This is a genomic window from Sphingomonas citri (genome assembly GCF_019429485.1).
Taxonomy (GTDB): domain Bacteria; phylum Pseudomonadota; class Alphaproteobacteria; order Sphingomonadales; family Sphingomonadaceae; genus Sphingomonas; species Sphingomonas citri.
The window spans coordinates 809,797-833,823 of record NZ_JAHXZN010000001.1 but is presented as its reverse complement, the minus strand read 5'-3'; the positions used below and the strand labels follow the sequence as shown (position 1 = coordinate 833,823).

Genomic DNA, 24,027 nt, shown 5'->3' with positions numbered 1-24,027 from the left:
GCGGTGCCGTCACAGCGTGCTCTCGGCCACGGTGACGACGTCGCCCGGCAGGATGCGCGCGTCCGGCTGCGCGACGCCCTTGCTGCCGCCGCGGCGCACGACCGCGCGGTCCGTGTCGGCGCGGAAGGTATAGCCGCCCGCGATTGAGACCGCGGTCATCAGCGTCATGCCCGGCACATAGGCGTATTGGCCCGGCTTCTGCACCTGGCCGGTGATGAAGAAGGGACGATAGCTCTGCACCTGCGCGCTGACGCGCGGCTGGTTGACGAGCTGCCGGCGGCTGATCTCGGCGGCGATGGCGCGTTCGGCCTCGCGCACCGTCTCGCCGCTCACCGCGATGGGCTCGAGCAGCGGCAGCGCGATCGCGCCGGTGTCACTGACGATATAGGTGTTGTTGACCGCGTCGAGCCCGAAGACGCTGACGCGCAGCTCGTCGCCCGGCCCGAGCCGATACTCGCTCGCCGCCACCTCGGGCAGCGGCGCCAGTCCGCGATATTCACTCGCACATCCCGCCAGCGACAGCCCGGCCGCTGCCAGCCCCAGCCACGTCCGCATCATCCTTCCCCCCTCACGCGTCACTCGGTCGATCATCCGCTCAGGACGCCGCCGTCACTCGATCGTCATTGGCCCCCGCCGCGGCGCCCGTGCGCCAGCGCGACAGGTCGCGCCCGATCATCGCCTCCAGGCGTAGCACATCGTCGCGGTAATAGTCGCGCAGCAGCGCGCGCAGCTCCATCGTCAGCGGCGGGTAGCGCACCGGCCGCGCCATCGTGCCGCGCAGCCGCGCCAGCAGCGGGTTGCTCCGCAGCGGGTCGAGCAGCGGTCGCATCGGGCGCAGTACGCGGCGGACGGGCAGCGGCAGCATCGCCGCCGCACCATCGTTGCGGCGGCTCGCCACCGCGGCGGGCTCGATGTGCGGCGCGACGCCGATATGCTCGCACGCCCGCGCGATCACGCGTTCGGGCTGCTCGATCACGTCCTCGTAGAGGAACACCGCGATTTGATCGCGCCCATGGTGCGCGTGGAAGCGCGCGAGATGTTGGGCGTAGAGGCCGCCGTCGAGGAAGCGCGCGCCAGCGGGGTCGCGCTTCTCGAGGTAGCGGCGCGGGTCGCCGCCGACGCGACCGTGCCGGAAGAGCATGCAATAGTCCGAATAGGCGCGCTCGACGGGATCGCGCAGCTGCACCACCATCGGCACGCCGGGCAGCACCGCCGCGATGCGCGCGGCGGCCTCGGGATGCGCGAGATAGTCGGCCGATTTCTCGCCGATCCGCCGCCCCGCCGGGGCGGGCGCGAACAGCGAGCGGTAATGGTCGAGCCCGCGCTCGTAGTCGTCACTGAAGAAATGCGGCTCGGCATCGGGCAGCCACAGCTCGGGGTGGCAGCGCAGCTGGTGCGAGATCCAGGTCGTCGCGGCCTTGACCGCGCCGATGACCAGGAAGCTGGGCAGGCCCTCAACCATGCGTCCGCCCCATCGCCTCGAGCCCGATCGCGCGCAACGTCTCGCCCATGTAGCGGCATTCCTCCTCGTCGAGCGTCGGGTCGACCGGCAGCATCAGGCTGGTCTCGCCGAGCAGCTTCGCCACGGGCAACGGCGTGTCGCGGCCGAGCCCGCGCTCGACGAAGGCGCGCTCGCGATAGATCTCGGGGCAGCTGCCGGTGAGGCAGGGGACGCCGCGCGCGATCGCCTCGGCGACGATCCGATCGCGCGTCCAGCCCGGCGCGAGCGTCTCGGGCCGGACGAAGGCGTAGAACTTGTAGTAGGCGTGGCCCACCCCGGCCGGCGGCTCGACCAGCCGGACGGCGTCGAGCCCGCGGAGCGGATCGAGGATCGCCGCGGCGTTGCGGCGGCGCGCGGCGAGCCACGCCGGCAGCTTGGCCAGCTGAGCGACGCCGATCGCCGCCTGCATCTCGGTCAGACGATAGTTGCTGCCGACCTCGTGATGGAGCCAGCGGAACCCGGTAGCGCCGCCGCCACCGCCGATCTCGCGCGCGTCCTTGCCATGGTCCTTCATCGACCAGGCACGACGCCACGCGGCCTCGTCGCGCAGCAGCAGCAGTCCGCCCTCGCCGCCGGTCGACATGATCTTGTCGGTGCAGAAGGAGAATGCTGCCGCGTCGCCGAAGCCGCCGACTGCGCGGCCGTCGATCGTGGCGCCGTGCGCCTGGGCGCAGTCCTCGATCAGCAGGAGCCCCTGCGCGCGCGCCAGCGCCACGATCGGCGCCATGTCTGCCGGCCGTCCGCCGAGATGGACGACGATGATCGCCTTGGTGCGCCGGGTGAGCTGCGCCGCGATCGTCTCGGCCGATAGCGCCTGGGTGTCCGGATCGACGTCGGCAAACACCGGGGTGGCGCCGCGCGTGACGACGCAGCTCGCCGAGGCGACGAAGCTGCGCGCGGGCACGATCACCTCGTCGCCGACACCAACGTTCAGCGCGTACAGCGCCAGTTCCAGCGCCAGCGTGCCGTTGGCCAGCGCGATCGCGTGGGGCATCGCGCAGAGCGCGGCGAAGCCGTCCTGCAGCAACGCGTTGTGCGTGCCGTGGTGGAGCGCGTTGACCTTGCCCGAGCGCAGCACCCCTTCGACCGCGGCGATCTCGTCCGCCTCGTAGCGCGGCCAGCGGCTCGCGATCGGCGCGGGGACCGCGTGGAGCAGCGCAGCCGATGCCGCGGCGGCTTGGTGAAGCCCGGCGCTCATGCCGCCGCCCCCTCACGATTGCCGTGGAGCGAGCGGACCACCGCGCCGGCATGCTCGTCCGCGGCCTTGGCGGCGACGATCCGGTCGGGGTCGAGCAGCTCGAACAGCAGAGCGCGCGCGAGGTCTTGATCATGCTCGCCGACCGCCTCGGCCAGCCGCGTGAACTGCGCCTGGAGCGCGGGCAAGGGGACGGGGATCGGCTCGGCCTCGAACACACCCTCGATCGCCGAGGGCAGCCGTTGCTCGCGCGCGTCGAACAGCTCCTCGTACAGCTTCTCGCCCGGCCGCAATCCGACGATGTGGATCGGTACGTCGCGGTCGGGCACCAATCCGGCCAGCTTGATCATCCGGCGTGCGATGTCGAGGATGCGGATCGGCTCGCCCATGTCGAGCACCACGATCCGCCCGCGCTGCACGTTGCGCTCCATCGTGCGCGCGGTGCTGTGCAGCACCAGCTGTACCGCCTCGTGGACGGTCATGAAGAAGCGGGTGATCTCCGGATGGGTGACGGTCAGCGGCGCGCGGCGCGCCAGCTGGCGCTGGAACAGGGGGATCAGCGACCCGCTCGAGCCCAGCACGTTGCCGAATCGTACCGTCATGAAGCGCGGGCTGTCGGGGCGACCCGCGCCCTGCAAGTCCATCGCCTGGACGTACAATTCGCCGAGCCGCTTGGTCGCGCCCATCACGCTGACGGGGTTCACCGCCTTGTCGGTCGACACCTGGACGAAGGCACGCGCACCGAAGCGCAGCGCCGCATCGGCGACGTTGCGCGTGCCGATCACGTTGGTCATGATTCCGGCGCAGACGTTCAACTCGACCAGCGGCACGTGCTTCAGCGCGGCGGCGTGAAAGACATAGTCGGGCATGTACTGCTCGAACACCGCCATCACATGCTGGCGCTGGCGGATCGAGCACAGCACCGCGGTGCAGGGCACCTGCGGGTAGTTCTCCCGCAGCTCCATCTCGACGAGGTAGAGGTTGTACTCCCCGCAATCGACCAGCACGATGTCGGAGGGCCTCATCGCCGCGATCTGGCGGGTGAGTTCGCGCCCGATCGTGCCGCCCGCGCCGGTGACCAGCACGCGCTTGCCCTCGATCGCGCGCGCCGCGACCGCGGCGTCGAGGTCGGTGGCGGGGCGCTCGAGCAGGTCGGCGAGGTCGATCGACTCGGCGTCGAGCGACTGGCGCACGCTGGCATCGGGGGTGGCGCTCCGTACCGAGAGATGGAGCGCCTGCGCCGCGTTGACGAGCTGCACGCGACGCGCGCCGGGCAGCCCACCGCCCCCGTTGCGCCCCTCGGCGATGATCACGACGCTGGGGCGCTCGTCGCGCGCGGTGAGCGTGTCGACCGCGTGGTCGATCGCGTCGACCATGCCGAGGATCGGCACGCCGCGCAGCCGCAGCGTGGCGTCATGGCTGTCGAGGTCGAGGATCCCGACGGGCAGATAGGCGGGGCTCTCCTCCTGCTCGATCTGGCGCAGCAACACCTCGACGTCCTCGGGGCGGCCAACGAGCAACGCGCGCTGCTGGCTGACGATCGTGGCGGCGCCGCGCGGCGCGGCCGAGGCGGCCCGGGCGCGACGCGGCAGCTCACTGGCGACGCGGCGCCACAGCCGCGCGGCCGTCATGGTCGCGGATAGGACAAACCAGTGGATCACCGGCACCGACAGCGGCAGCCAGGTGGCATTGCCTGAAACCGACAGCAGCCCGACCGACAGCGTCACCGCCAGCGCGGCGGCGCCCATCAGCAGCAGCGCGTCGGGCAGCGAGGCGAGCCGCCAGACACGGCGGTAGATGCCGGTGGCGTTGAACACCAGGAAGCCCACCGCGATGAAGACGGGCGCGCTCCAGGCCAGGCCCTCCCACATCGAGGCGGGAACCGCGCCGCTCATCCGCAGCAGCAGCGCGATCGCCAGCGACGCGACGATCGCCACCGCGTCGAACAGCTGGTTGGCGGTGCGACGCACGCGCCGCGAGTAACGTTGGTAGTTCAAGATCCGCGGCATAAGCTCCCCCTGCCTGCCCCCAGGCGCCGGACGCGACCGCAGGAGAGTAGCCCGTTGCGGCGCAGCATGACGGTACGCATCGGGCGATACGCGCGGTCGATTCCGGTGAACGCCGGGTTGCTCGTTCGCTCCCGACGGCTCTCCGATCGGTGGGCGACGCTGCTCTTCCGGTCCCGAGCGCTCACTCGAAGGGGTGATGTGCCCAATCGCTAGGCCATCGCGCCGCCGGCTGCGGCTAGGATGCGGGCCGTACGGGGGAGTGTGTTGATCGTGGTGGGACGACGTAGCGGGCGGTGCGGCCGGTGAGGGTGCTGCACGTCATCACGGGACTGGATGTCGGCGGCGCGGAAACGATGCTGGCGCGGCTGCTCGAGCACGGCCGCCGCCACCCGCATCTGTGTTCCGAGGTGGTGTCGCTGATCCCACCCGGGCGCGGCGGCGCGCGCATCGCGGCGACCGGCGTGCCGGTGGCGGATCTCGGCATGTCCGCGGGAATGCCGTCGCCGCGCGCGCTGCTGTCGCTCGCGCGCGCGATCGCGGTGCGACGGCCCGACGTGATCGTCGCCTGGATGCACCACGCGCAGCTCGCCGCGACGCTCGCCGCCGCGCTGGCGCGGCCGTGGCTCAGCGCACCGGTGATCTGGAACGTGCGCCACTCGGTCGCCGACCTCGCCGAGGAGAAGCCGCTGACGCGGCTGGTGCTGCGGACGCAGGCGCTGCTGTCGCGCGGAGCGCGCGCGATCGTCTACAATTCGCACGCGGCGGCCGATCAGTACCGTCGCCTCGGCTTCCGCGCGCCGGACCAGCGCGTGATCCCCAACGGCTTCGACCTGGTCGCGCCGGTGCCGCGCGAGGTCGCTCGCGCGAGGCTGCGCGAGCGACTCGGGATCAATGGCGACGACAGTCCGCTGATCGGCATGGTCGCCCGCGCTGCGCCGATGAAGGACGTGCCCAACCTGCTCCGCGCGGTGGAGATCGCGCGCGGGCAGGGGCTCGCCGCGCGCGTGCTGCTGGTGGGCAAGGGAATGGACGAGGATCCCGCGCTCGGGCCGGCCGCCTTCGGACTGCCCGAGGACAGCGTGATCCGTCGCGGTCATCGCGGCGACGTCGCCGATTGGCTCGGCGGGCTCGATCTGCTGGCGCTCTCCTCCGCCTGGGGCGAGGGTTTTCCCAACGTGGTGGGCGAGGCGATGCTGGCGGGCGTGCCGTGCGTCGCCACGGACGTGGGGGACAGCGCCGCGCTGATCGGCGACACCGGCGCGATGGTGCCGCCGCGCGATGCCGCGGCACTGGCGGCGGCGCTGGTGCGGCTCGGCACGCTGCCCGCGACCCAGCGCGCGGCGCTGGGCGAGCGCGCGCGCGAGCGCGTCCGCGCCCGTCATGACATCCGCGACGTGGTCGACCGCTACGCCGCGCTCTACCGTGACGCCGCGCGCTCGACGCCGACCTCGCGTGACTGGGCGAGGGCACGCGCGTGAGGGTCGTGGTGGTCGCGAGCCTGGCCTACTCGCTGGTCAACTTTCGCGGGCAGCTGCTCGCCGACATGGTCGCCGCAGGTCACGAGGTGATCGCCTGCGCGCCCGACGACGACGCGCCTGTGCGCGCACGCCTCGCCGAGATGGGCGTGGCGCTGCGCCGCGTGCCGATGGCGCGAGTGGGGCTCAACCCGCTGGTGGACCTCGGCACGCTGCGCTCGCTCGTCGCGCTGCTGCGCGCCGAGCGACCCGACGTGGTGCTCGCCTACACGCAGAAGCCGATCATCTACGCCGGGCTCGCTGCACGGCTGACAAGCACGCGCTTCTACGCGATGGTGAGCGGTCTCGGCCATGTCTACGGCGAGGACGCGTCACCGCGGATGCGGCTGCTGCGCCGCGGCGTGTCGCTGCTCTACCGCGCGGCGGTGCGTGAGGCGCGCGCAGTCTTCGTGTTCAACCGCGACGATCGCGCCGAGATGCTGCGCCACGCCATCATCGCGCCGGACGCGCGCGTGATCCAGGTGCCGGGCTCCGGCGTCGACGTCACGCGCTTCGCCGCGACCCCGCCGCCGCCAGGGCCGGTGTTCCTGATGATCGCGCGTCTGCTGCGGGCCAAGGGCGTCGACGATTATGCCGAGGCGGCGCGCGCGGTGCGCGCGCGCTATCCCGGGGCGCGCTTCCGTCTGCTCGGGCCGACCGATCCCGGCCCCGACGGCGTGACCGCCGGCGAGATCGCGCGATGGGCCGACGAGGGCGTGATCGACTATCTCGGTGAGACGTGCGACGTTCGCCCCTTCATCGCCGGGGCGAGCGTGTTCGTGCTGCCGAGCTGGTATCGCGAGGGGCTGCCGCGCACGATCCTTGAAGCGATGGCGAGCGGGCGAGCGGTGATCACCACCGACCGCCCCGGCTGCCGCGACCCGATCGATCAGGGCGCGAACGGCCTCGTCGTGCCGGCGCGCGATCCGGCCGCATTGGCCGCCGCGATGGAGCGGTTCTGCGCCGATCCCACGCTCGCGGCGCGGATGGGCGCGGTGGCGCGCCGCGTTGCCACGGAACGCTACGCCGTGCAGCGCGTCAATCGGCTGCTGCTCGACACGATGGACCTGTCAGCGACCCGATCGGACACGGCATCGGTGGCGGGACCTTCATTCGAGGAAGCCGCGGCGTGAGCGCGCGACGGGCGGTGGACATCGTCGTCGCGGCAGTGGGCCTGATCTTCGTCGCGCCGCTGCTGCTGCTGCTCGCGCTGGTGCAGGCGGCCGTGGCGGGTCGGCCGATCGTGTTCGTGCAGGCGCGCTCGGGGCTGGCACAGCGGCCCTTCACGCTCCGCAAGTTCCGCACGATGAATGAGCGGCGCGACGCCGCTGGCGTGCTGCTGCCCGACGAACAACGGCTGCTGCCGACCGGGCGCTTCCTGCGCGCCACCCGCATGGACGAACTGCCGCAGCTGTGGAACGTGCTGCGCGGCGAGATGAGCCTGATCGGGCCGCGCCCCTTGCTGCCGGTGACGATTGCCGCAGCGGGCGAGCAGGGCGCGGCGCGGGCGCGGGTGCGCCCGGGGCTGACCGGCTGGGCGCAGGTCAACGGCAACACGCGGCTGAGCGAGGCGGAGAAGCTCGCGCTCGACCTGTGGTACATCGAGCATCGCGGGCTGCGGCTCGATCTGGAGATCCTGTTTCGCACCCTGCTCGTCGCCGGCGGCGGCGGCGAGCGGCGCAATGCGGACGCCATACGGAGTGCCTATGCGGGCGATCCTCGTCGGCGCGGTTGAGAGCACCCAGGTGGCGCTGCGCGCGCTGGCGGCTGCGCCGGACTGGACGCTCGCCGCGCTGGTCACGCTGCCGCCCGAGCTCAGCGCGCGACATTCCGACTTCGTCGATCTGGGCGACGCGGCACGCGCGCTCGGCGCCGAGGTCGTGCATGCCGCCAACTGCAACGAGCTGGCGGTGCTCGACCGGCTGCGCGCGCTCGCGCCCGATGTGATCCTGGTGATCGGCTGGTCGCAGCTGTGCGGCGCCGATTTTCGTGCGGTCGCGCCGATGGGCACCGTCGGCTACCATCCCGCGGCGCTGCCACGGTTGCGCGGACGCGGCGTGATCCCCTGGACGATCCTGCTAGATGAGCCGATCACCGCGGGCAGCCTGTTCGTCATCGACGCGGGCACCGACAGCGGTCCCATCCTGGCGCAGCACTTCTTCCACGTCGCGCGCGACGAGACCGCGCAGACGCTCTACGACAAGCACATGGCCGCGCTCGCCACGATGTTGCCGCCGCTGCTGACGCGGCTCGCCGCCGGCGATACCGCGGGCGCGCCGCAGGACGAGCGCCATGCCACCTATGCCGCGCGCCGCCGTCCCGAGGACGCCGAGATCGACTGGCGCGACGACGCGGCGACGATCGACCGGTTGATCCGCGCCTGCGGCGAACCCTATCCCGGCGCGCGCACCCGATCGGCGGGCGGCGAGATCACTGTTCTCGCCGCCGAGCGACGGCCGGGCCGCGGCCACGACGCCGCGTTCGCGGGGCAGGTGGTGGCGCGCGACGACGCCAGCTTCACGGTGCGCTGCGGCGACGGCGAGTTGCTGTGCGTGACGCGCTGGCAGCGCGACCGGCCCGGCCCGCCGCCGCTCCACGTGCGGCTGGGATAACGAGCGTGAGCGAAGGGGGAATGATGCTGGACCGGATTGAGCGCGCGCTGGTGCTCGCGCCCCATCCCGACGACGAGGTGCTCGGCTGCGGCGGCACGATCGCGCGGCTGACCGCGCTGGGGCGTCACGTCGAGGTGGCGGTGGTCACGCGCGGCACCGCGCCGCGCTTCGCTGCCGAGCAGGTGGCGGCGGTGCGACGCGAGGCGGCGGCGGCGCACGCGCTGCTCGGTGTCGCGACGACGCATTATCTCGACCTGCCCGCGGTCGAGCTCGATCGGGTGGCGCAGGCTGATATCAACGCCGCGGTCCGCGCCGCGTTGGTGGCGTCGCGCGCGGACACCTTGTTCGTCCCCTTCGTCGGCGACCTGCACCGCGACCATCAGCTGATCTTCGACGCGGCGATGGTGGCGGCGCGGCCGCGCGGCAGCGACTATCCCGCGCGCGTGCTCGCCTACGAGACGGTGTCGGAAACCAACTGGGCCGCGCCCTATCTGGCGCCGTCGTTCCAGCCCAACGTCTTCATCGACGTCGCCGACACGCTGGACGCCAAGCTGAACGCCTTCCGCTGCTTCGAGTCGCAGTGCCACGCCTTCCCCGACGAGCGTTCGATCGAGACGCTGCGCGCGCTGGCGATGGTGCGCGGCTCGTGCGTCGGGCGCCACGCCGCTGAGGCGTTCGTGCTCATCCGCGAGGTCGGGTGATGGCCGATCTTCGCCTGCTGCTAGGCTCGGCCGGGCGCCGGGTCGCGCTGCTGCGCTGCTTCCGCGAGTCGGCCGCGGCGCTGGGCGCGACGCTCGAGGTCCATGCCACCGACCTCGCGCCCGAGTGGAGCGCGGCCTGTGCCTCGGCCGACGCCGTGCACGCCGCGCCCGCGGCGACGACCCCGGCCTATGTCGAGGCGACGCTGGCGATCTGCGCGCGCGAGCGGATCGACCTGCTGGTGCCGACGATCGACACCGAGCTCTACGCGCTGGCGCTCGCGCGCGACCGCTTCGCCGCGGTCGGCACGCATGTCGCGGTGGCTGACGCCGAGCTGGTGGCGATGGCGCGCGACAAGCTCGAGACGGCGCGCTTCCTCGATCGCGCCGGGGTGCCGACGCCGACCACCGCGGCGGCAGAGGCAGTCGACGAGGACTGGCGCTGGCCCGCGATCGCCAAGCCGCGCGGGGGCAGCTCCAGCCGCGGCCTGGCTCGGCTCGGCTCGCTCGCCGAGCTGGCCGCACTGCCGCGACCCGAACCCTACATCGTCCAGCACCTGCTCGGCGGGCAGGAATATACAGTGAACCTGTTCTTCGACGACGCCGGTACGTTGCGCTGTGCGGTGCCGCACCGCCGCGTAGCGGTGCGCGCGGGCGAGGTCGAGAAGGGCGTGACCGAGCGCCACGAGGCGCTGCTCGACGTGGCGCGACGGCTCGGCGCGGCGGTGCGCGGGCGGGTGCGCGGGGCGTGGTGCTTCCAGGCCTTCGTCGGCTCGGACGGCGCCCCCTCGGTGTTCGAGATCAACGCGCGCTTCGGCGGCGGCTACCCGCTGGCGCACCGCGCGGGCGCGACCTTCGCGCGCTGGCTGCTCGAGGAGCGGCTCGGTCAGGCGACGAGCGCGGCGGACGTCTGGGACGCCGGCGTGACCATGCTGCGCTACGACGATGCCGTCTTCCTCTGAGCTGCCCGCACCCGAGCGGGTCATGGTATTCGACCTCGACGATACGCTCTACCTCGAGCGCGACTATGTCGTCAGCGGACTCACCGCGGCGGGCGACTGGGCGCGCGCGCGGCTCGGCCTCGACCGGCTCGGCCCGCTCATGCGCGAGCGCTTCGAGGCGGGGGCGCGGCAACGGATCTTCGACGACTCGCTCGCGGCGCTCGGTCAGACCGCCACGCCCGCGCTGGTGGCGCGCCTGCTCGCGGTGTACCGCCAGCACCGGCCGCGGATCGCGCTGGCAACCGACGCCACGCGCTACCTCGATCGGCGCGACGCGGGAACCGCGGTGGCCATCGTGACCGACGGTTTCCTCGACGCGCAACGCCGCAAGCTCCGCGCGCTCGACCTGTTCCGCCGCGGCGTGCGCCAGGCGGTCTGTACCGATCGCTGGGGGCGCGCGGCCTGGAAGCCGAGCCGGCGCGCCTTCGACCATCTCGAGGCGGCCTTCGGCCTTAGCGGAGCCTCCTTCACCTATGTCGCCGACAATCCGTCGAAGGACTTCGTCGCGCCGCGCCAGTTGGGGTGGCACACGGTGCGGATCGTGCGCGCCGGCGGTCTCCATGCCGAGGTGCGAGCGGCCTCCGCCGGGGACGAGGCGGATCGAATCATCGAGAGCCTCGACTCGCTCGATTGAGCGGCTGCCCCGAGCGGGCCGCGATCGCGCCGGAGAGGTATATCACGAAGAGAAGTTGTCGCTGATCCGCTCCGCCCGCACGGTCGTGACGGGCGCGTGACGGTTCGCGCCGCGGTCCGGAGTGTAGGAATGTCGCCGATCCCACCCACGCTGGACGGCGAGACCCGGATCAAGCTGCTGCGGCGCGCGCGCCGATACGCGCTGCTCGCCGAGCAGGCGCAGGATCCCGAACTGATGCGGGCCTATCGCGACGAGGCCGCCGACTGCCTGCGTCGCGCCGAGCCGCCGCGCCCGCGATAGCATTGCGTCAGCGGAAAAGGAGCGGGGTCGCGATGTCGCGACGATGCGGTGGCCCTTGTCGTCGATGCGCCATCGACCATCGAGATGGAGGTGCACGATGACAGATCGGGCGTGCATCGCATCAGCTCAGGGGCCGGCATGCTGCTCGACCCAGCAGCCCTCGCACAGATCTTCTTCGCCGATCGGCAGCATGCCGCAGTCGGCGCAATAGCCGGCGGCGACCCGCGCGGCTGCGACCGCTTCCCGCTTGCGCACATAGGCCAAGGGCAGGGCGGCGAGTGTTCGCAGCAGCCCTGCGGACGGGACGGTCTTTGGCTCAGGCCCTTTCCGGGCGCTGTTATGACCATGCGATAGCGGCGCGCCGACGACGCCCCGGATGAGACCCATGACCACGATGATTTTCCCCCCTCTGGCGCGGATACCAGAAAGGAAAATCAGTAAGGATCAGTTATTTAAACCGAATAGGCCCAAGTTCGTACAGGCGTCGCCGAGGATGGATGAGGTGCTGCCACGGATCCGGTCCACGCCAGCGGGAGAGCGCCCCGGATACTTCCTAAGAGCCCACCGCCGCAGGCAAGTTCGGCATCAGCGAAGGGGCAGGTGACAGTGCAGTCCCACCGCTTCGCAACTGATCGGTGCGACACGTCCGGTCAAGCGCCGCTCGATCGTGCCGGACGCCGCCCACATCGTGGACGATCCGAAATGGTGACCCCTACGGGACTCGAACCCGTGTTTTCGCCGTGAGAGGGCGACGTCCTAGACCGCTAGACGAAGGGGCCGTGCGCGGTGTGGAGGCGCGCTGTTAGGTGGCGGTGAACGCGCCGTCAAGCGACTTTCGCCGCGCCGCACCCAAGGTCACGCGCTTTTCTCGCGCGGCCTTGGGTGCGAGACCGATCACGCCGCCTTGCGACGCTCCGCCATCTCCGCGTTGAGCATCTCGGCCAGAAGGAAGGCCAGCTCGAGGCTCTGCCCGGCGTTGAGCCGCGGATCGCAGTGCGTGTGATAGCGGTCGGCCAGGCTCTGCTCGGTCACGTCGATCGCGCCGCCGGTGCATTCGGTGACGTTCTGCCCCGTCATCTCGGCGTGGATGCCGCCGGCGTGCGTGCCCTCGGCGCGGTGGACCGCGAAGAACCCGCGCACCTCGGCGAGGATGCGATCGAACGGGCGAGTCTTATAGCCGCTCGCCGCCTTGACGGTGTTGCCGTGCATCGGGTCGCAGCTCCACACCACCGGATGGCCCTCGCGCGTCACCGCGCGCACCAGCCGCGGCAGATGCGCCTCGATCTTGTCAAAGCCGTAGCGCGTGATCAGCGTCATCCGGCCCGGCACGCGGCCGGGGTTGAGCGTGTCGAGCATGCGCAGCAGCGCGTCGGGCTCGAGCGACGGGCCACACTTGACGCCGATCGGGTTGCCGATGCCGCGCAGGAACTCGACGTGCGCCGAGCCCTCGAAGCGCGTGCGGTCGCCGATCCAGAGGAAATGCGCCGAGGTGTCGTACCAGTCGCCCGTGAGCGAATCCTGCCGCGCCAGCGCCTGCTCGAAGGGGAGCAGCAGCGCCTCGTGGCTGGTGTAGAAGGTGGTCTGCGACAGCTGCGGCACCGTATCGGGGCTGATCCCGCAGGCTTCCATGAAGTCGAGCGCCTCGCCGATGCGATCCGCGGTCTCCGCGTACTTCTTCGCCCAGGGACTGCGACCCATGAAGTCGTGCGTCCAGCGATGCACCTGGTGGAGGTTGGCATAGCCGCCCTGCGCGAAGGCGCGCAGCAGGTTGAGCGTCGCGGCGGACTGCGCATAGGCGCGCACCATCCGCTCGGGATCGGGCAGGCGCGACTCGGGCGTGAAGGCGATGTCGTTGACGTTGTCGCCGCGGTAGCTCGGCAGCTCGACCCCGTCGATCACCTCGGTCGCAGTCGAACGAGGCTTGGCGAACTGGCCCGCCATCCGCCCGACCTTCACCACCGGCAGCTTCGACGCGAAGGTGAGCACCACTGCCATCTGCAGGATGACGCGGAACGTGTCGCGGATGTTGTTGGGGTGGAACTCGGCGAAGCTCTCGGCACAGTCGCCGCCCTGGAGCAGGAAGGCCTTGCCCTCCGCCACCTTGGCGAGATCGGCGGTGAGGTTGCGCGCCTCACCCGCGAACACGAGCGGCGGGAAGGTGGCGAGCCGATGCGTCGCGGTGGCGAGCGCGGCGGTGTCGGGATAGTCAGGCAGCTGGCGCGCTTCGGCCTTGATCCAGCTGTCGGGGGCCCATGACGTGGCCATCGGTAATCTTCCTTCCATTTCGTCGCGCGCCTTGAACGAAACGTGCGCGACTCGCAATGTTCATCGGTATCGATCCGGCCTCATAGGATACCAGGATAGGCGCCACCGTCGATCAAGAGGCTCTGCCCGGTGATATAGCCCGCCTTGGCGGAGCAGAGGAAGGCGCAGGCGGCTCCGAACTCGGCGGGATCGCCGTAGCGTTGCGCCGGGATCCGCTCGGCCCCGCGGCGCGCCGCCTCGGCGACGTCGACGCCCTGCTTCTCCGCCGCCGCGGCGTGGACGCTGTCGAGCCGGCGCGTCGCGAACTGGCCGGGAAGGAGGAAGTTGATCGTGACGTCGGCTTGCGCCACTTGCCGCGCGACGCCGGCGAGGAAGCCGGTCAGCCCGGCGCGGGCGCCGCTCGACAGGTCGAGCCCGGCGAGCGGCGCCTTCACCGAGGCCGAGGTGATGCAGACGATCCGCCCGAAGCCGCGCTCGACCATGCCGTCGATCACGCGCTGGGTGAGGCGGATCGGTGTGATCATGTTCGCCTCCACCCCGGCGCGCAGCGCGTCGCGGTCGATCGCGCGGAAGTCGCGCAGCGGCGGGCCGCCGTTGTTGTTGACGAGGATATCGGGAGCTCCGCCCGCGGCGTCGACCAGCGCGGCCTGGACCTGCTCGTCGGCGACGTCGCCGGCGACCGTCTCGACCGCGACGCCGTGCGCGGCACGGATCGCGTCGGCGGTGGCGGCGAGCGCCTCGGCGTCGCGCCCGTTGAGCACCAGCGCACAGCCCGCGGCGGCGAGCGCCTCGGCGCAGGCGCGGCCGAGCCCCTGGCTCGACGCGCAGACGATGGCGCGACGTCCCTCGATCCCGAGCTGCATGTACGGTTCCTCCTAACGTGACGGGTGAGGCGACTTCGCCCCTCCTGCTGTGCCCCGGCGGAGGCAGGGGTCCAGTTGGGAAGCCGTTGTGGAAGCTACCAACGTTCCCCAACTGTGCCCCGGCCTGCGCCGGGGCACAGGAAACGGACAAAGACCTATATCGTTATCTTCCAGTCCCATCCCAGCGGATCGCCGTCCATCGCCTCGACCCCCGCCGCGGCGAGTTCGTCGCGGATCGAGTCCGAGCGGGCGAAGTCCTTCTCCGCGCGCGCCGCACGACGCTGCTCCAGCGCGGCGGCGATCTCGGCCTCGTCGATCGTCGCGGCCGCCGGGCGGACGCGCAGCGCCTCGCGCGTCAGCGTCGCCAGTCCCAGCCCGAGCAGCGCGTCGACCTCGTCGAGCAGCGCCAACCGGTCAGCGGCCGAGATCCGCTTGTCGGCGAGCAGCGCGTCCACCACGGGCAGCGCGCGCGGCGTGTTGAGGTCGTCGCTCAGTGCGGCGTCGAGCTGGTCGCGATAGACTGTGGGTGCGCCTTTGGCGACGCCAGGGTCGCGCGCGCGCAGCGCCGCGACGGCGTGGACCAGCCGCTTCAGCCGCACCTGCGCCGCCGCCAGGTTCTCCCAGGAGAAGTCGAGCTCGCTGCGATAATGCGCCTGGAGACACATCAAACGATAAGCGAGCGGGTGGAAGCCGCGCTCGACCAGTCGGTCGAGCGTCATGAACTCGCCCGACGACTTGCTCATCTTGCCGCCGCGGTCGACGACGAAATTGTTGTGCATCCAGATCTGCGCGCCGGTGTCGGCGCAGTCGCAATAGGCCTGGTTCTGCGCGATCTCGTTGGGGTGGTGGATCTCGCGATGGTCGATCCCGCCGGTGTGGATGTCGAAGGCCGCGCCGAGATAGCGGCGGCTCATCACCGAACATTCGAGATGCCAGCCCGGCGCGCCGCGGCCCCAGGGCGAGTCCCACTCCATCTGGCGCATCTCGCCCGCCGGGGTGCGGCGCCAGATCGCGAAGTCCTGCGGGTGGCGCTTGCCCGCCACCGCCTCGATCCGCGCGTGCGCGGCATCGTCCTGCCCGCCGGCGAGCCGGCCGTAATCGGGCACCGTGCTGGTGTCGAAATAGAGGCCGTCGTCGAGCAGGTAGCAGTGGCGCTCGGCGATCGCCTCGCCCCAGGCGATCATCTCGGCGACGTGATCCGTCGCGCGCGGCAGGTGGGTCGGCGGCACGATGTTGAGCTCGGCGAGGTTGCGCTCGAACGCCTCGGTATAATGGCGCGCGATCGCCCAGATGTCGCGGCCGGAGGCGCGCGCCGCGGCCTCCATCTTGTCGTCGCCCGCGTCGGCGTCGGAGGTGAGGTGGCCGACGTCGGTGATGTTGATGACATGGGTGAGCGGCCAGCCCTTCCAGCGGATCACGCGCGCGAGCGTGTCGGTGAAGACATAGGCGCGCAGGTTGCCGATGTGCGCGTAGTGATAGACCGTCGGCCCGCACGAGTAGACGCGCACGTTCGACGGGTCGAGCGGGCGGAAGGTCTCCGGCTCGCGGGTCAGGCTGTTGTAGAGGATCAGGGGCGCGCCGGTCATGGCGCGCCTCTTAGCTGTGCCGGTTCAGCGCGCCAAGCCGATCACCGCGGTGGCGGCATAGCCGGCGGTCGGCGTGCCGGTGAAGCTGGGCGTCATCTGCGTGTTCTGCGCGGTGGTGTTGTCGCCGAAGACATTGTCGCTCGACAGCGCGACGCGGGCGAAGTTGCTCGCGCTCGAGGGGTAGGTGGCGGTGTCGGCATAGACGGTCGCGCAGGTCGAGGACGGTAGGGCCAGCTGCGAGGTGAGCGTGGCGTAACGGCCACCGAGGGCGTTGGCGAGGCTGGAGAAGACCTCGAAATGGATGTGCGGCCAGCGCCCGTCGTAGCAGCCCGGGAAGATCGTGGTGAAGGTCACCTGACCGTTGCTGTCGGTCACTTGCACCCCGCGCAGGTAGCTCTCCGCCGCGGCGGTGTAGAGCGAGTAATGCCCCTCGCGATCGCAATGCCACAGATAGATGGCGTAACCGGCGAGCGGCGCGCAGGACTGGTTGACGTCGACCAGGGTGAGCGTGAGCGTCACCTGCACGCCCGTGGCGGCGGTGGTGCTGCCGAGGAAGCTGGCGCGAATGTCGCTGCGCACGATCCCGGTCGCGGTGAGCACGTTCGAGGTCGAACCGCTCGAGGAGTTGGTGCCGTCGGCGGGGTAGGGGCCAGCGGTCTCGGTCGCGTTGAGGACGCAGCCGGTCGTCGCGCTGCTCGTGCTGGTGGCGGTAGCGCTGGGAGTCGGCGTGGGCGAGGGGGTCGGCATGGCGGTGGCGGTGGTTGTCACGTCGGTCTCGGCGTCGCCCGAGCCGCTGCCGCAGCCCGCCACTAGTGCGACGGTGCCCGCGCCGGCGAACCATTTGAGCGCGCGGCGGCGCTGCACCATCCGCTCCATGATCTGGAGGTCGTGCGCGAGGCCGAGGTCGTGGTCGTGGTCGTCGTGGTGCATCGGGGTCCCTTTCGCTGTCGGGGCCCCGCCGTCCGCCTCATCGTCACCTCGGCCCTGCGCCGGGGTCCATGCCATTGCGCGAGCCACGATCGTGGCTCGCGCAGAACGATGGATGCCGGATCATGTCCGCCATGACGGGGAAAACAGCGACGCTCCCGAACGTCGCGACCCTCCTGCCGCTCCTGCCGCACGCCGTGATGTCGGGGCGCTACCGCGACGTTGCCGATTGTGTCAGCGCGCCAGCGGCAGTGTCACGGTCGCGACCGCGCCTGCCGCACCGTCGCGATTGGCGAGCACGGCGGTGCCGCCATGCCGCGCGGCGATCGAGCGGACGATCGCGAGCCCCAGCCCGGTGCCGCCGGTCGAGCGGTTGCGCGAGGGATCGCCGCGCACGAACGGCTCGAACAGCCGCTCCGCCTGCGCCGGATCGATGCCGGGCCCTCGGTCGGCGACGGAGACGGTGACGCGCCCGTCCTCGATCCGCCAGGTGAGCTCCGCGGAGTCGCCGTAGCGCAGCGCGTTGCCGATCAGGTTGGCGAAGAGGCGGCGCAGTCCGCTTGGGTCGCCGCTTACCACCGCGCGAGGGCCACCCGCCGCGACCGTCACGGCGGCGCCGCCGACCGCCATGTCCTCGGCCAGGCTATCGAGCAGGCTCGACAGCTCGACCAACGTCTCCTCGCGCCGGCCGACGTCATGGCGCGCGAAGCGGAGGACCTCGGCGATCATCAGGCGCATCTCGTCGATGTCGGCCACCGCACGGTCGCGCGCGCCCTCCGGCAGCTGCTCGACCCAGAACGCCAGGCGCGACAGCGGCGTGCCGAGATCGTGCGCGATCGCTGCCAGCATCGCGGTGCGCGACTCGGCATGGCCGGCGAGCCGCGCGTGCATGGTCGAGACCGCGTGCGCCAGCTCGCGCACCTCGCGCCCGCCCTCAGGCAGCGGCGGCAGCGGCGCGCCGGTACCGGCGCGGTCGGCCGCGGCGGCGAGCCGAGCGAGCGGGCGTGAGATCGCGCGCGACAGCATCCACGCCGGGACCGAAAGCGCTACGATGGCGACCAGCATCGCGATCAGCGTGTTCAGGTGCCAGCGCGTGAACAGCGGCAGCGCCGGGCTGCGCACCACGCGCCAGCCCTGCGGCAGGCGCCAGGCGACGGTAAAGGAGCCGAACAATTCGCGCCCGCCGCCGCGCGGACTCAGCTCAGTGAAAGCGAGCACGTCGCGCGGTGCGACGTGGAGCAGCGCGGCGATGCGCGCCTGGGTCAGCGCGTCGAGCTTCTCGCGCCAGCGTGGGGTCGGCGCGGCGGCTGCGGTGAGCGTCTCCAGCGGCTCGATCCGCCACGTGCGAAAGCGACCGCTGGGCGGCCGGAAGCGGCGAAACTCGGGCGGCAGTGGCGGCGGCGGCAGGCCGCGCAGCGCCGCGGTGATCGCCTCGAGCGGGCGCGGCGGCACGCGCGGCGGCGGCCCGCTGAAGGTCACGAAGAACAGGATCGCGGTGGCGGCGACCACCGAGGCGATCACCAGCGCGAAGATCGGCTGCGCGATCGAATGGGCTCGCCGGAACGGGCGCGTCATCGCCGGCGCCTCAGCGCCGCTCGACGTCGCTGGTGAACATATAGCCCTCGTTGCGCACGGTGCGGATCAGCTCGTCGCCCCCGGGCGCGTCGTCGCGCGTGAGCTTGCGGCGCAGTCGGCTGACCTGGACGTCGATCGCGCGGTCGAAATGTTCGGCGTTGAGCCCGCGCGACAGGTCGAGCAACTGGTCGCGGGTCAGCACGCGCCGCGGGTGTTCGGCGAAGGCGAGCAGCAGGCGGAACTCGCCGTCGGAGAGGTTGATGACGACCTGGTCGGGGTCGAACAGCTGGCGTCCGACCGGATCGAGCCGCCAGCCCGCGAAGCGAAGATAAGGACGCCCCGAGCTAGGCGTCGCGCTGGCCGCGGCCTGGTTGCGGCGCAGGACCGAGCGGATCCGCGCCAGCAGCTCGCGCGGGTTGGCGGGCTTGGCGACATAATCGTCCGCACCCATCTCGAGCCCGACGATGCGGTCGACCTCCTCGCTGATGACCGACATGATGATCACCGCCGGGCTGGTCGAGCGATCGAGCGAGCGCAGGATCGACAAGCCGTCCTCACCCGGCATCATCACGTCGAGCACGATCAGCGCATAGCTCTCCCGCTCGAGCCGCGCGCGCATCTCGACGCCGTCTGCCGCGACGTCGACGACATAGCCGTGGCCGGCGAGGAAGGCGGCGGTGAGCTCGCGGATGCCGGGATCGTCGTCGACGATGAGGATGCGGGTGGCGAGGTCCACGGCGAGGTCCGGGGCGAGAGCGAGCGAGGCGTCGGGCATGGTGACCCGACTGGTGACCACGCGTATCGCGCGGATGACGCCGCTGCAACAAAGCGCGTTCGCACACTCCCTGTGTCGCGCGTGCAACACTTGCGCGGCGAACCGCGTTGCTCTTGGGGAGCGGGCGAGGAGTAAGGTTTGACCAAGATCGCGGTTGTCCAGACCACCAGCGGGATCGATCCCGCGCGCAACGCGGCGGCGCTGGCCGCGGCGATCGAGGAGGCGGGCGCGAACGGCGCGGAGATGGTGTTCACGCCCGAGATGTCAGGCGTGCTCGACCGCGACCGTGCGCGCGCGGCGCAGTCGATCGTGCGCGAGGGCGAGGACCAGGTGCTGGTCGCGGTGCGCGAGGCGGCGACGCGCGCGGGCGTGTGGGTGCAGCTCGGCTCGCTGGCGCTGCGGCGCCACGACGCGCGTTACGCCAACCGCAGCTTCGTGATCGATTCGCAGGGCAACATCCGCGCGCGTTACGACAAGATGCACCTCTTCGACGTCGATCTGCCCAGCGGTGAGAGCTGGCGCGAATCAGCGGCCTATGCGGCCGGCGACCGGCCGGTGCTGGCGGCGACGCCGCTGGGACGGATGGGCCTTTCGATCTGCTACGACATGCGCTTCCCCGACCTGTACCGCGCACTGTCGGACAATGGGGCCGCGATCCTGTCGGTGCCCGCCTCCTTCACGCGGCCGACCGGCGCGGCGCACTGGCACGTGCTGCTGCGCGCGCGCGCGATCGAGGCGGCATGCTATGTCGTCGCCGCCGCGCAGAGCGGGGTTCATGAGGACGGGCGCGCCACCTTCGGCCACTCGCTGGTGGTCGATCCCTGGGGCGAGGTGCTGCTCGACATGGGCGAGGGCGCCGGCATCGGCTATGCCGAGATCGACCCCGACATGCAGCGCGAGGTCCGCGCGCGCGTGCCCGCGTTGCAGCACCGCCGCGTCATTCCCGCGCCGATGGTGATCGGCTGAGCCGCGGTGCTTGCGGGGGCGCACCCATGCTGCTAGAGGCGGCGTGTTCGGCGCGGACCTCGTCCGCTGCCGCTTTAGCCGTTTGATCCGGAGTTTATCGGTTTTATGCAGATCATCGTTCGCGACAACAACGTCGACCAGGCCCTTCGCGCGCTCAAGAAGAAGTTGCAGCGCGAGGGTGTGTATCGCGAGATGAAGCTGCGTCGCCACTATGAGAAGCCGTCGGAGAAGCGCGCGCGCGAGCGCGCCGCCGCGGTTCGTCGTGCGCGGAAGCTGGAGCGCAAGCGCGCCGAGCGCGACGGCGCGCGGTAAGCGGCAGTCCGCGCGCTCTCGGGCGCGGGGATAAGGGGCGGGCGCTCGTTGCCCGCCCGGTGCTGACGTATCTGTCTGCCGTACGTGATCGCCGCCGGTGGCGGCGCAACCGGGGTGTCCTGAACCGATGTCAACCGTCACCGCCGTCCCGCTCCAGCCGGTCAAGCGCGCCTATGTGCTGTGGCTGGTCGCCGGCCTGCTGATCGCGCTCGTCGCCGGGGTCGCGCTGGCGCGCGCGGGGGACACCGGGATCATCACCACTCCGTCGGGGCTGCGCTACAAGGTGCTGAAGGCCGGCGACACCAAGGGACCGAGCCCGACCAACGCCGACGTGACGCTGGTGAACTATGAAGGTCGCTTGCTCGACGGCACGGTCTTCGACAAGTCGCAGCAGCCGACCCCGCTCCCGGTCTCGGGCGTGGTGCCGGGCTTCTCTGAGGGGCTCAAGCTGATGCACAAGGGCGGCAAGTATCGCCTGTGGATCAAGCCCGAGCTGGGCTATGGCGAGCGCTCCACGGGGCCGATCCCGCCCAACTCGACGCTGGTGTTCGACGTCGAGCTGCAGGACTTCATTCCTGAAGCGACGCTGCGTCAGCTGCAGATGCAGCAGCAGATGATGGGCGGCATGCCCGGCGGCGGCATGCCTGGGATGCCGGGCGGAGCACCGGGCGGCCGCTGAGCGCGTCGACGGTCACGAGACGAGACGAGTAGGGGGCGGCCGAGAGGTCGCCCTTTTTCGTTCGACGTCCGGACCGGCGCTCGGGCGGTATGTGGTGGGGCGTTCAGTCCGATGCCTGGTGCAAACGTGAGATCACGGCCGGCACGGCTGCCGTCCTCCTGCGCACCGATCAGCTTGATCGCACGCGTCGGTGTGCTCTCTGACTCGCGCCAAGATGTATCCGATCGCGGCCAAGTCTAGGCAAGACGTTGGGCAGGGCGTGGAAAGCGGGCAAAAAAAATAGCGGCCCGAAGGCCGCTATCTCTTACTCCCGAGGGAGCCGGGTCAGCTCAGTTGCTGTCCGCGCTGTCGTCCTCGTCAGCGACGACGACGATGCCCGCGACTACCGCAGCGGCCGCCAGGACCGCGACGATGATGCCGCCGCCAGCGACGTCGCTCTTCTTCGCCGAGGCCGAGCCGGCGCGAGCCGACTTGGCGACCGACAGGCTCGCCGCCGGGTTGGCCGGAGCGGCAACCGCCGGAGCAACCGCCATCGTGGCGGCGGCAGCGGCGAGCATGTACTTGGCAAGACGCATGTCAAACTCCCTTTGCATTCCGCCTGTCACTTACCGACGCGAGGACGAAAAGCAAGGGGGGAGGTGCGCGATTATGGCGATCCTATGGTATATCCGCCACGTTGGAGATCAGGTTTGCAGCGTCCACGATTCTGTACCCTCGAGCCCCAGTGCGCTGAGCTTCCCGCTGGCATAGGCGCCGGTGTCGATGCCGATGCGATTGGCGCGCCGATCGATGTCGTCGGTGATGGTGTGGCCGTGGACGATCATCTTGGGATGCGGGCGGCGATAATCGAGGAAGCTGCCGCGGATCCAGCGAAGGTCGGCGGGCACCTGCTCCTCGAACGGTACCTCGGGCCGGATCCCGGCATGGACGAAGGCGTAATCACCGGAGATCACGAGATCCTCGAAGGAATCGAGGAAGTCGCGATGCGTCGCCGGCACCAGGTCGGGCAGCCGCTCCGTCAGTTCGTCATAGTCGAGCGCGTCGTAGTCCTCACGCGACAGGCCGTAGCTCATCAGCGTCTCGCGACCGCCGACGCGGCAGAACAGTCGCAACGCCTCGCGATCACCGCCCAGCGCGAGCAGGAACACTTCCTCGTGGTTGCCCTTGAGGAAACGCGTGGCCGGGCGCTCTCGCCCGAGCTCGAGCAGCCGTGCTACCACGCCGGCGGAATCAGGCCCGCGGTCGACCAGATCGCCGAGGAAGATCAGCGACGTCTCCGCCGGACCCCGGGCGGCGGCATCGGCGTCGATCAGCGCCAGCAGCCGCTCCAGCTCGTCGCGACAGCCGTGGACGTCGCCGATCGCGTACAGGCGCTCTCCGGGCGCGACGGAGAAACTCGCGGCCGGGGCCGGGCGGGAGGAGCGGAGAAATTTGGACAGCATGGTCGCGGACGGCCGGCACGGGAGCGGAAACGCGTCGCCATAAGGGCGGCGTCGGCACGGAGCAACCGCGCTTGCGCGTCCCATAGGGCCCGGATTTGGTGCAGCGCAACACGAATCGGCTCGCGGCGTCGTTACGCGCGCGCTAACGGTTTGCCGCGAACCAAGGCGGCCGGTACACAGCCGGCGCCATCAGGAGGACCGAATGACCATCAAGCCCGTGCGTAAGGCCATTTTCCCCGTCGCCGGACTGGGGACGCGCTTCCTCCCCGCGACCAAGGCGATGCCGAAGGAGATGCTGACGGTCGTCGACAAGCCGCTGATCCAATATGCCGTCGAGGAAGCGCTCGAGGCCGGCATCGAGCAGCTGATCTTCGTCACCGGGCGCGGCAAGGGCGCGCTGGAGGATCATTTCGACGTCTCGTTCGAGCTCGAGACGACGATGCGCGCGCGCGGCAAGAGCCTCGCGGTGATCGAGACGATCCGCCAGCAGCCGGGCTCGCCGGTCTATGTCCGCCAGCAGGAACCACTCGGGCTGGGTCACGCGGTGTGGTGCGCGCGCGAAATCGTCGGCGACGAGCCGTTCGCGGTGTTGCTCCCGGACGAGCTGATGGTGGGCTCGCCCAACTTCCTCAAGCAGATGGTCGACGCCTACCAGCAGGTCGGCGGCAACGTCATCGGCGCGCTCGAGGTCGCCCCGGAGGAGACCAACAAGTACGGCATCATCTCGCCGGGCCAGCGCGACGGCGCGCTGACCGAGGTTACCGCGCTGGTCGAGAAGCCGGCCGCTGGCTCGGCCCCGTCCAACCTGATGATCCCGGGCCGCTACATCCTCCAGCCCGAGGTCATGCAGATCCTCGACGCCAAGGAGACGGGTGCGGGCGGCGAGATCCAGCTGACCGACGCGATGGCCAAGCTGATCGGCCGCCAGCCGTTCCACGGCTTCACCTTCAACGGCGAGCGCTTCGACTGCGGCGACAAGACCGGCTTCATCATGGCGAATCTCGCGCTGGCGCTCGCCCGCGACGACATCGGTCCGGCGGTGCGCGCCTTCGCGCAGCAGCGGCTGGGGTAGAAGGGCGATACGTCGCGATCCATCGTATCGCCATCCCGGCTCGAGGCTGGGATGGCGATGTCTGCTCAGCGGCGAGCTTCTTCGGCTGAGGTTCGGCCCGC

25 protein-coding genes and 1 tRNA gene are annotated in these 24,027 nt (G+C 71.0%); 12 read left to right on the top strand and 14 right to left on the bottom strand.

Features of this window, described 5'->3' with window-relative positions; translation table 11 throughout:
• Positions 1 to 9: 9 nt before the first annotated feature.
• Genes KZ820_RS04045 through KZ820_RS04030 form a run of 4 tightly spaced genes read right to left on the bottom strand, consistent with a single transcriptional unit; the run spans position 10 to position 4,705 of the window.
• Complete coding sequence (locus tag KZ820_RS04045) at positions 10 to 558, bottom strand: polysaccharide biosynthesis/export family protein (RefSeq protein WP_219747356.1); 549 nt, start codon at positions 556 to 558, stop codon at positions 10 to 12.
• 37 nt (positions 559 to 595) lie between these two features.
• A complete protein-coding gene (locus KZ820_RS04040; protein WP_219747355.1) occupies positions 596 to 1,462 on the bottom strand; it encodes a sulfotransferase family protein in 867 nt (288 codons plus the stop codon).
• Entirely contained in the window at positions 1,455 to 2,699 is a 1,245-nt protein-coding gene (locus tag KZ820_RS04035; protein ID WP_219747354.1) for a DegT/DnrJ/EryC1/StrS family aminotransferase, read from the bottom strand. Before KZ820_RS04035 ends, KZ820_RS04040 begins: the two co-directional genes overlap by 8 nt.
• On the bottom strand, positions 2,696 to 4,705 hold the full coding sequence (locus tag KZ820_RS04030) for a polysaccharide biosynthesis protein (RefSeq protein ID WP_219747353.1): 2,010 nt from the start codon (positions 4,703 to 4,705) through the stop codon (positions 2,696 to 2,698). Before KZ820_RS04030 ends, KZ820_RS04035 begins: the two co-directional genes overlap by 4 nt.
• Positions 4,706 to 4,998: 293 nt before the next feature.
• Here KZ820_RS04030 and KZ820_RS04025 point away from each other — a divergent pair, with 293 nt between their 5' ends.
• From KZ820_RS04025 to KZ820_RS03990, 8 genes are all read left to right on the top strand, one after another.
• Complete coding sequence (locus KZ820_RS04025) at positions 4,999 to 6,183, top strand: glycosyltransferase (RefSeq protein WP_219747352.1); 1,185 nt, start codon at positions 4,999 to 5,001, stop codon at positions 6,181 to 6,183.
• Positions 6,180 to 7,352: a glycosyltransferase family 4 protein gene (locus KZ820_RS04020; RefSeq protein ID WP_219747351.1), complete on the top strand. Its 1,173-nt coding sequence runs from the start codon at positions 6,180 to 6,182 to the stop codon at positions 7,350 to 7,352. Before KZ820_RS04025 ends, KZ820_RS04020 begins: the two co-directional genes overlap by 4 nt.
• Complete coding sequence (locus KZ820_RS04015; protein WP_219747350.1) at positions 7,349 to 7,954, top strand: sugar transferase; 606 nt, start codon at positions 7,349 to 7,351, stop codon at positions 7,952 to 7,954. The genes KZ820_RS04020 and KZ820_RS04015 overlap by 4 nt, the downstream gene beginning before the upstream one ends.
• A complete protein-coding gene (locus tag KZ820_RS04010; RefSeq protein WP_258047725.1) occupies positions 7,926 to 8,831 on the top strand; it encodes a methionyl-tRNA formyltransferase in 906 nt (301 codons plus the stop codon). The genes KZ820_RS04015 and KZ820_RS04010 overlap by 29 nt, the downstream gene beginning before the upstream one ends.
• 23 nt (positions 8,832 to 8,854) lie before the next feature.
• Positions 8,855 to 9,532, top strand: a complete 678-nt coding sequence (locus KZ820_RS04005; RefSeq protein WP_258047724.1) for a PIG-L deacetylase family protein — start codon at positions 8,855 to 8,857, stop codon at positions 9,530 to 9,532.
• Positions 9,532 to 10,491, top strand: coding sequence for an ATP-grasp domain-containing protein (locus KZ820_RS04000; RefSeq protein WP_219747348.1), 960 nt, complete (start codon positions 9,532 to 9,534; stop codon positions 10,489 to 10,491). The genes KZ820_RS04005 and KZ820_RS04000 overlap by 1 nt, the downstream gene beginning before the upstream one ends.
• Positions 10,492 to 10,513: 22 nt before the next feature.
• A complete protein-coding gene (locus tag KZ820_RS03995) occupies positions 10,514 to 11,164 on the top strand; it encodes an HAD family hydrolase (RefSeq protein ID WP_258047723.1) in 651 nt (216 codons plus the stop codon).
• A 129-nt stretch (positions 11,165 to 11,293) separates the two neighbouring features.
• A complete protein-coding gene (locus KZ820_RS03990; protein ID WP_219747346.1) occupies positions 11,294 to 11,464 on the top strand; it encodes a hypothetical protein in 171 nt (56 codons plus the stop codon).
• A 126-nt stretch (positions 11,465 to 11,590) separates the two neighbouring features.
• Here the strand turns inward: KZ820_RS03990 and KZ820_RS03985 are convergent, their stop codons facing one another.
• The 8 genes from KZ820_RS03985 to KZ820_RS03950 all read right to left on the bottom strand — a co-directional run bounded on the left by KZ820_RS03985 (position 11,591) and on the right by KZ820_RS03950 (position 19,455).
• Positions 11,591 to 11,857 (bottom strand): hypothetical protein, encoded by a 267-nt coding sequence (locus tag KZ820_RS03985; protein WP_219747345.1) that lies wholly within the window; start codon positions 11,855 to 11,857, stop codon positions 11,591 to 11,593.
• Between the two features lie 310 nt (positions 11,858 to 12,167).
• Positions 12,168 to 12,243: transfer RNA gene (locus KZ820_RS03980), tRNA-Glu, on the bottom strand.
• A gap of 115 nt (positions 12,244 to 12,358) precedes the next feature.
• The gene (locus KZ820_RS03975; RefSeq protein WP_219747344.1) at positions 12,359 to 13,729 is read right to left on the bottom strand and encodes a class II 3-deoxy-7-phosphoheptulonate synthase; all 1,371 of its coding nucleotides are present in this window, start codon (positions 13,727 to 13,729) and stop codon (positions 12,359 to 12,361) included.
• Between the two features lie 80 nt (positions 13,730 to 13,809).
• Entirely contained in the window at positions 13,810 to 14,592 is a 783-nt protein-coding gene (locus KZ820_RS03970) for an SDR family oxidoreductase (protein ID WP_219747343.1), read from the bottom strand.
• Positions 14,593 to 14,747: 155 nt separating this feature from the next.
• On the bottom strand, positions 14,748 to 16,178 hold the full coding sequence (gene cysS, locus KZ820_RS03965; protein ID WP_219747342.1) for a cysteine--tRNA ligase: 1,431 nt from the start codon (positions 16,176 to 16,178) through the stop codon (positions 14,748 to 14,750).
• Between the two features lie 24 nt (positions 16,179 to 16,202).
• Positions 16,203 to 17,108 carry an intradiol ring-cleavage dioxygenase gene (locus KZ820_RS03960; protein WP_219747341.1) on the bottom strand — a complete coding sequence of 302 codons (906 nt, stop codon included), beginning with the start codon at positions 17,106 to 17,108 and terminating at the stop codon, positions 16,203 to 16,205.
• A 231-nt stretch (positions 17,109 to 17,339) separates the two neighbouring features.
• Positions 17,340 to 18,680 (bottom strand): sensor histidine kinase, encoded by a 1,341-nt coding sequence (locus tag KZ820_RS03955; RefSeq protein ID WP_219747340.1) that lies wholly within the window; start codon positions 18,678 to 18,680, stop codon positions 17,340 to 17,342.
• A 10-nt stretch (positions 18,681 to 18,690) separates the two neighbouring features.
• Positions 18,691 to 19,455 carry a response regulator gene (locus KZ820_RS03950; protein ID WP_219748092.1) on the bottom strand — a complete coding sequence of 255 codons (765 nt, stop codon included), beginning with the start codon at positions 19,453 to 19,455 and terminating at the stop codon, positions 18,691 to 18,693.
• A gap of 138 nt (positions 19,456 to 19,593) precedes the next feature.
• Between KZ820_RS03950 and KZ820_RS03945 the strand changes: the two genes are divergently transcribed.
• From KZ820_RS03945 to KZ820_RS03935, 3 genes are all read left to right on the top strand, one after another.
• Positions 19,594 to 20,421, top strand: coding sequence for a carbon-nitrogen hydrolase family protein (locus KZ820_RS03945; RefSeq protein ID WP_219747339.1), 828 nt, complete (start codon positions 19,594 to 19,596; stop codon positions 20,419 to 20,421).
• A 105-nt stretch (positions 20,422 to 20,526) separates the two neighbouring features.
• On the top strand, positions 20,527 to 20,733 hold the full coding sequence (gene rpsU, locus KZ820_RS03940) for a 30S ribosomal protein S21 (RefSeq protein WP_007404630.1): 207 nt from the start codon (positions 20,527 to 20,529) through the stop codon (positions 20,731 to 20,733).
• Between the two features lie 127 nt (positions 20,734 to 20,860).
• On the top strand, positions 20,861 to 21,412 hold the full coding sequence (locus tag KZ820_RS03935; protein WP_219747338.1) for an FKBP-type peptidyl-prolyl cis-trans isomerase: 552 nt from the start codon (positions 20,861 to 20,863) through the stop codon (positions 21,410 to 21,412).
• A 329-nt stretch (positions 21,413 to 21,741) separates the two neighbouring features.
• On the opposite strand, the gene KZ820_RS03930 is transcribed toward KZ820_RS03935, so the two are convergent.
• Together KZ820_RS03930 and KZ820_RS03925 are read right to left on the bottom strand one after the other, a co-directional pair.
• Positions 21,742 to 21,987 (bottom strand): hypothetical protein, encoded by a 246-nt coding sequence (locus KZ820_RS03930; protein ID WP_183920927.1) that lies wholly within the window; start codon positions 21,985 to 21,987, stop codon positions 21,742 to 21,744.
• Between the two features lie 108 nt (positions 21,988 to 22,095).
• The gene (locus tag KZ820_RS03925; protein ID WP_219747337.1) at positions 22,096 to 22,854 is read right to left on the bottom strand and encodes a metallophosphoesterase family protein; all 759 of its coding nucleotides are present in this window, start codon (positions 22,852 to 22,854) and stop codon (positions 22,096 to 22,098) included.
• Positions 22,855 to 23,056: 202 nt separating this feature from the next.
• Between KZ820_RS03925 and galU the strand changes: the two genes are divergently transcribed.
• Positions 23,057 to 23,926 carry a UTP--glucose-1-phosphate uridylyltransferase GalU gene (gene galU, locus KZ820_RS03920; protein WP_219747336.1) on the top strand — a complete coding sequence of 290 codons (870 nt, stop codon included), beginning with the start codon at positions 23,057 to 23,059 and terminating at the stop codon, positions 23,924 to 23,926.
• Positions 23,927 to 24,027 lie beyond the last annotated feature (101 nt).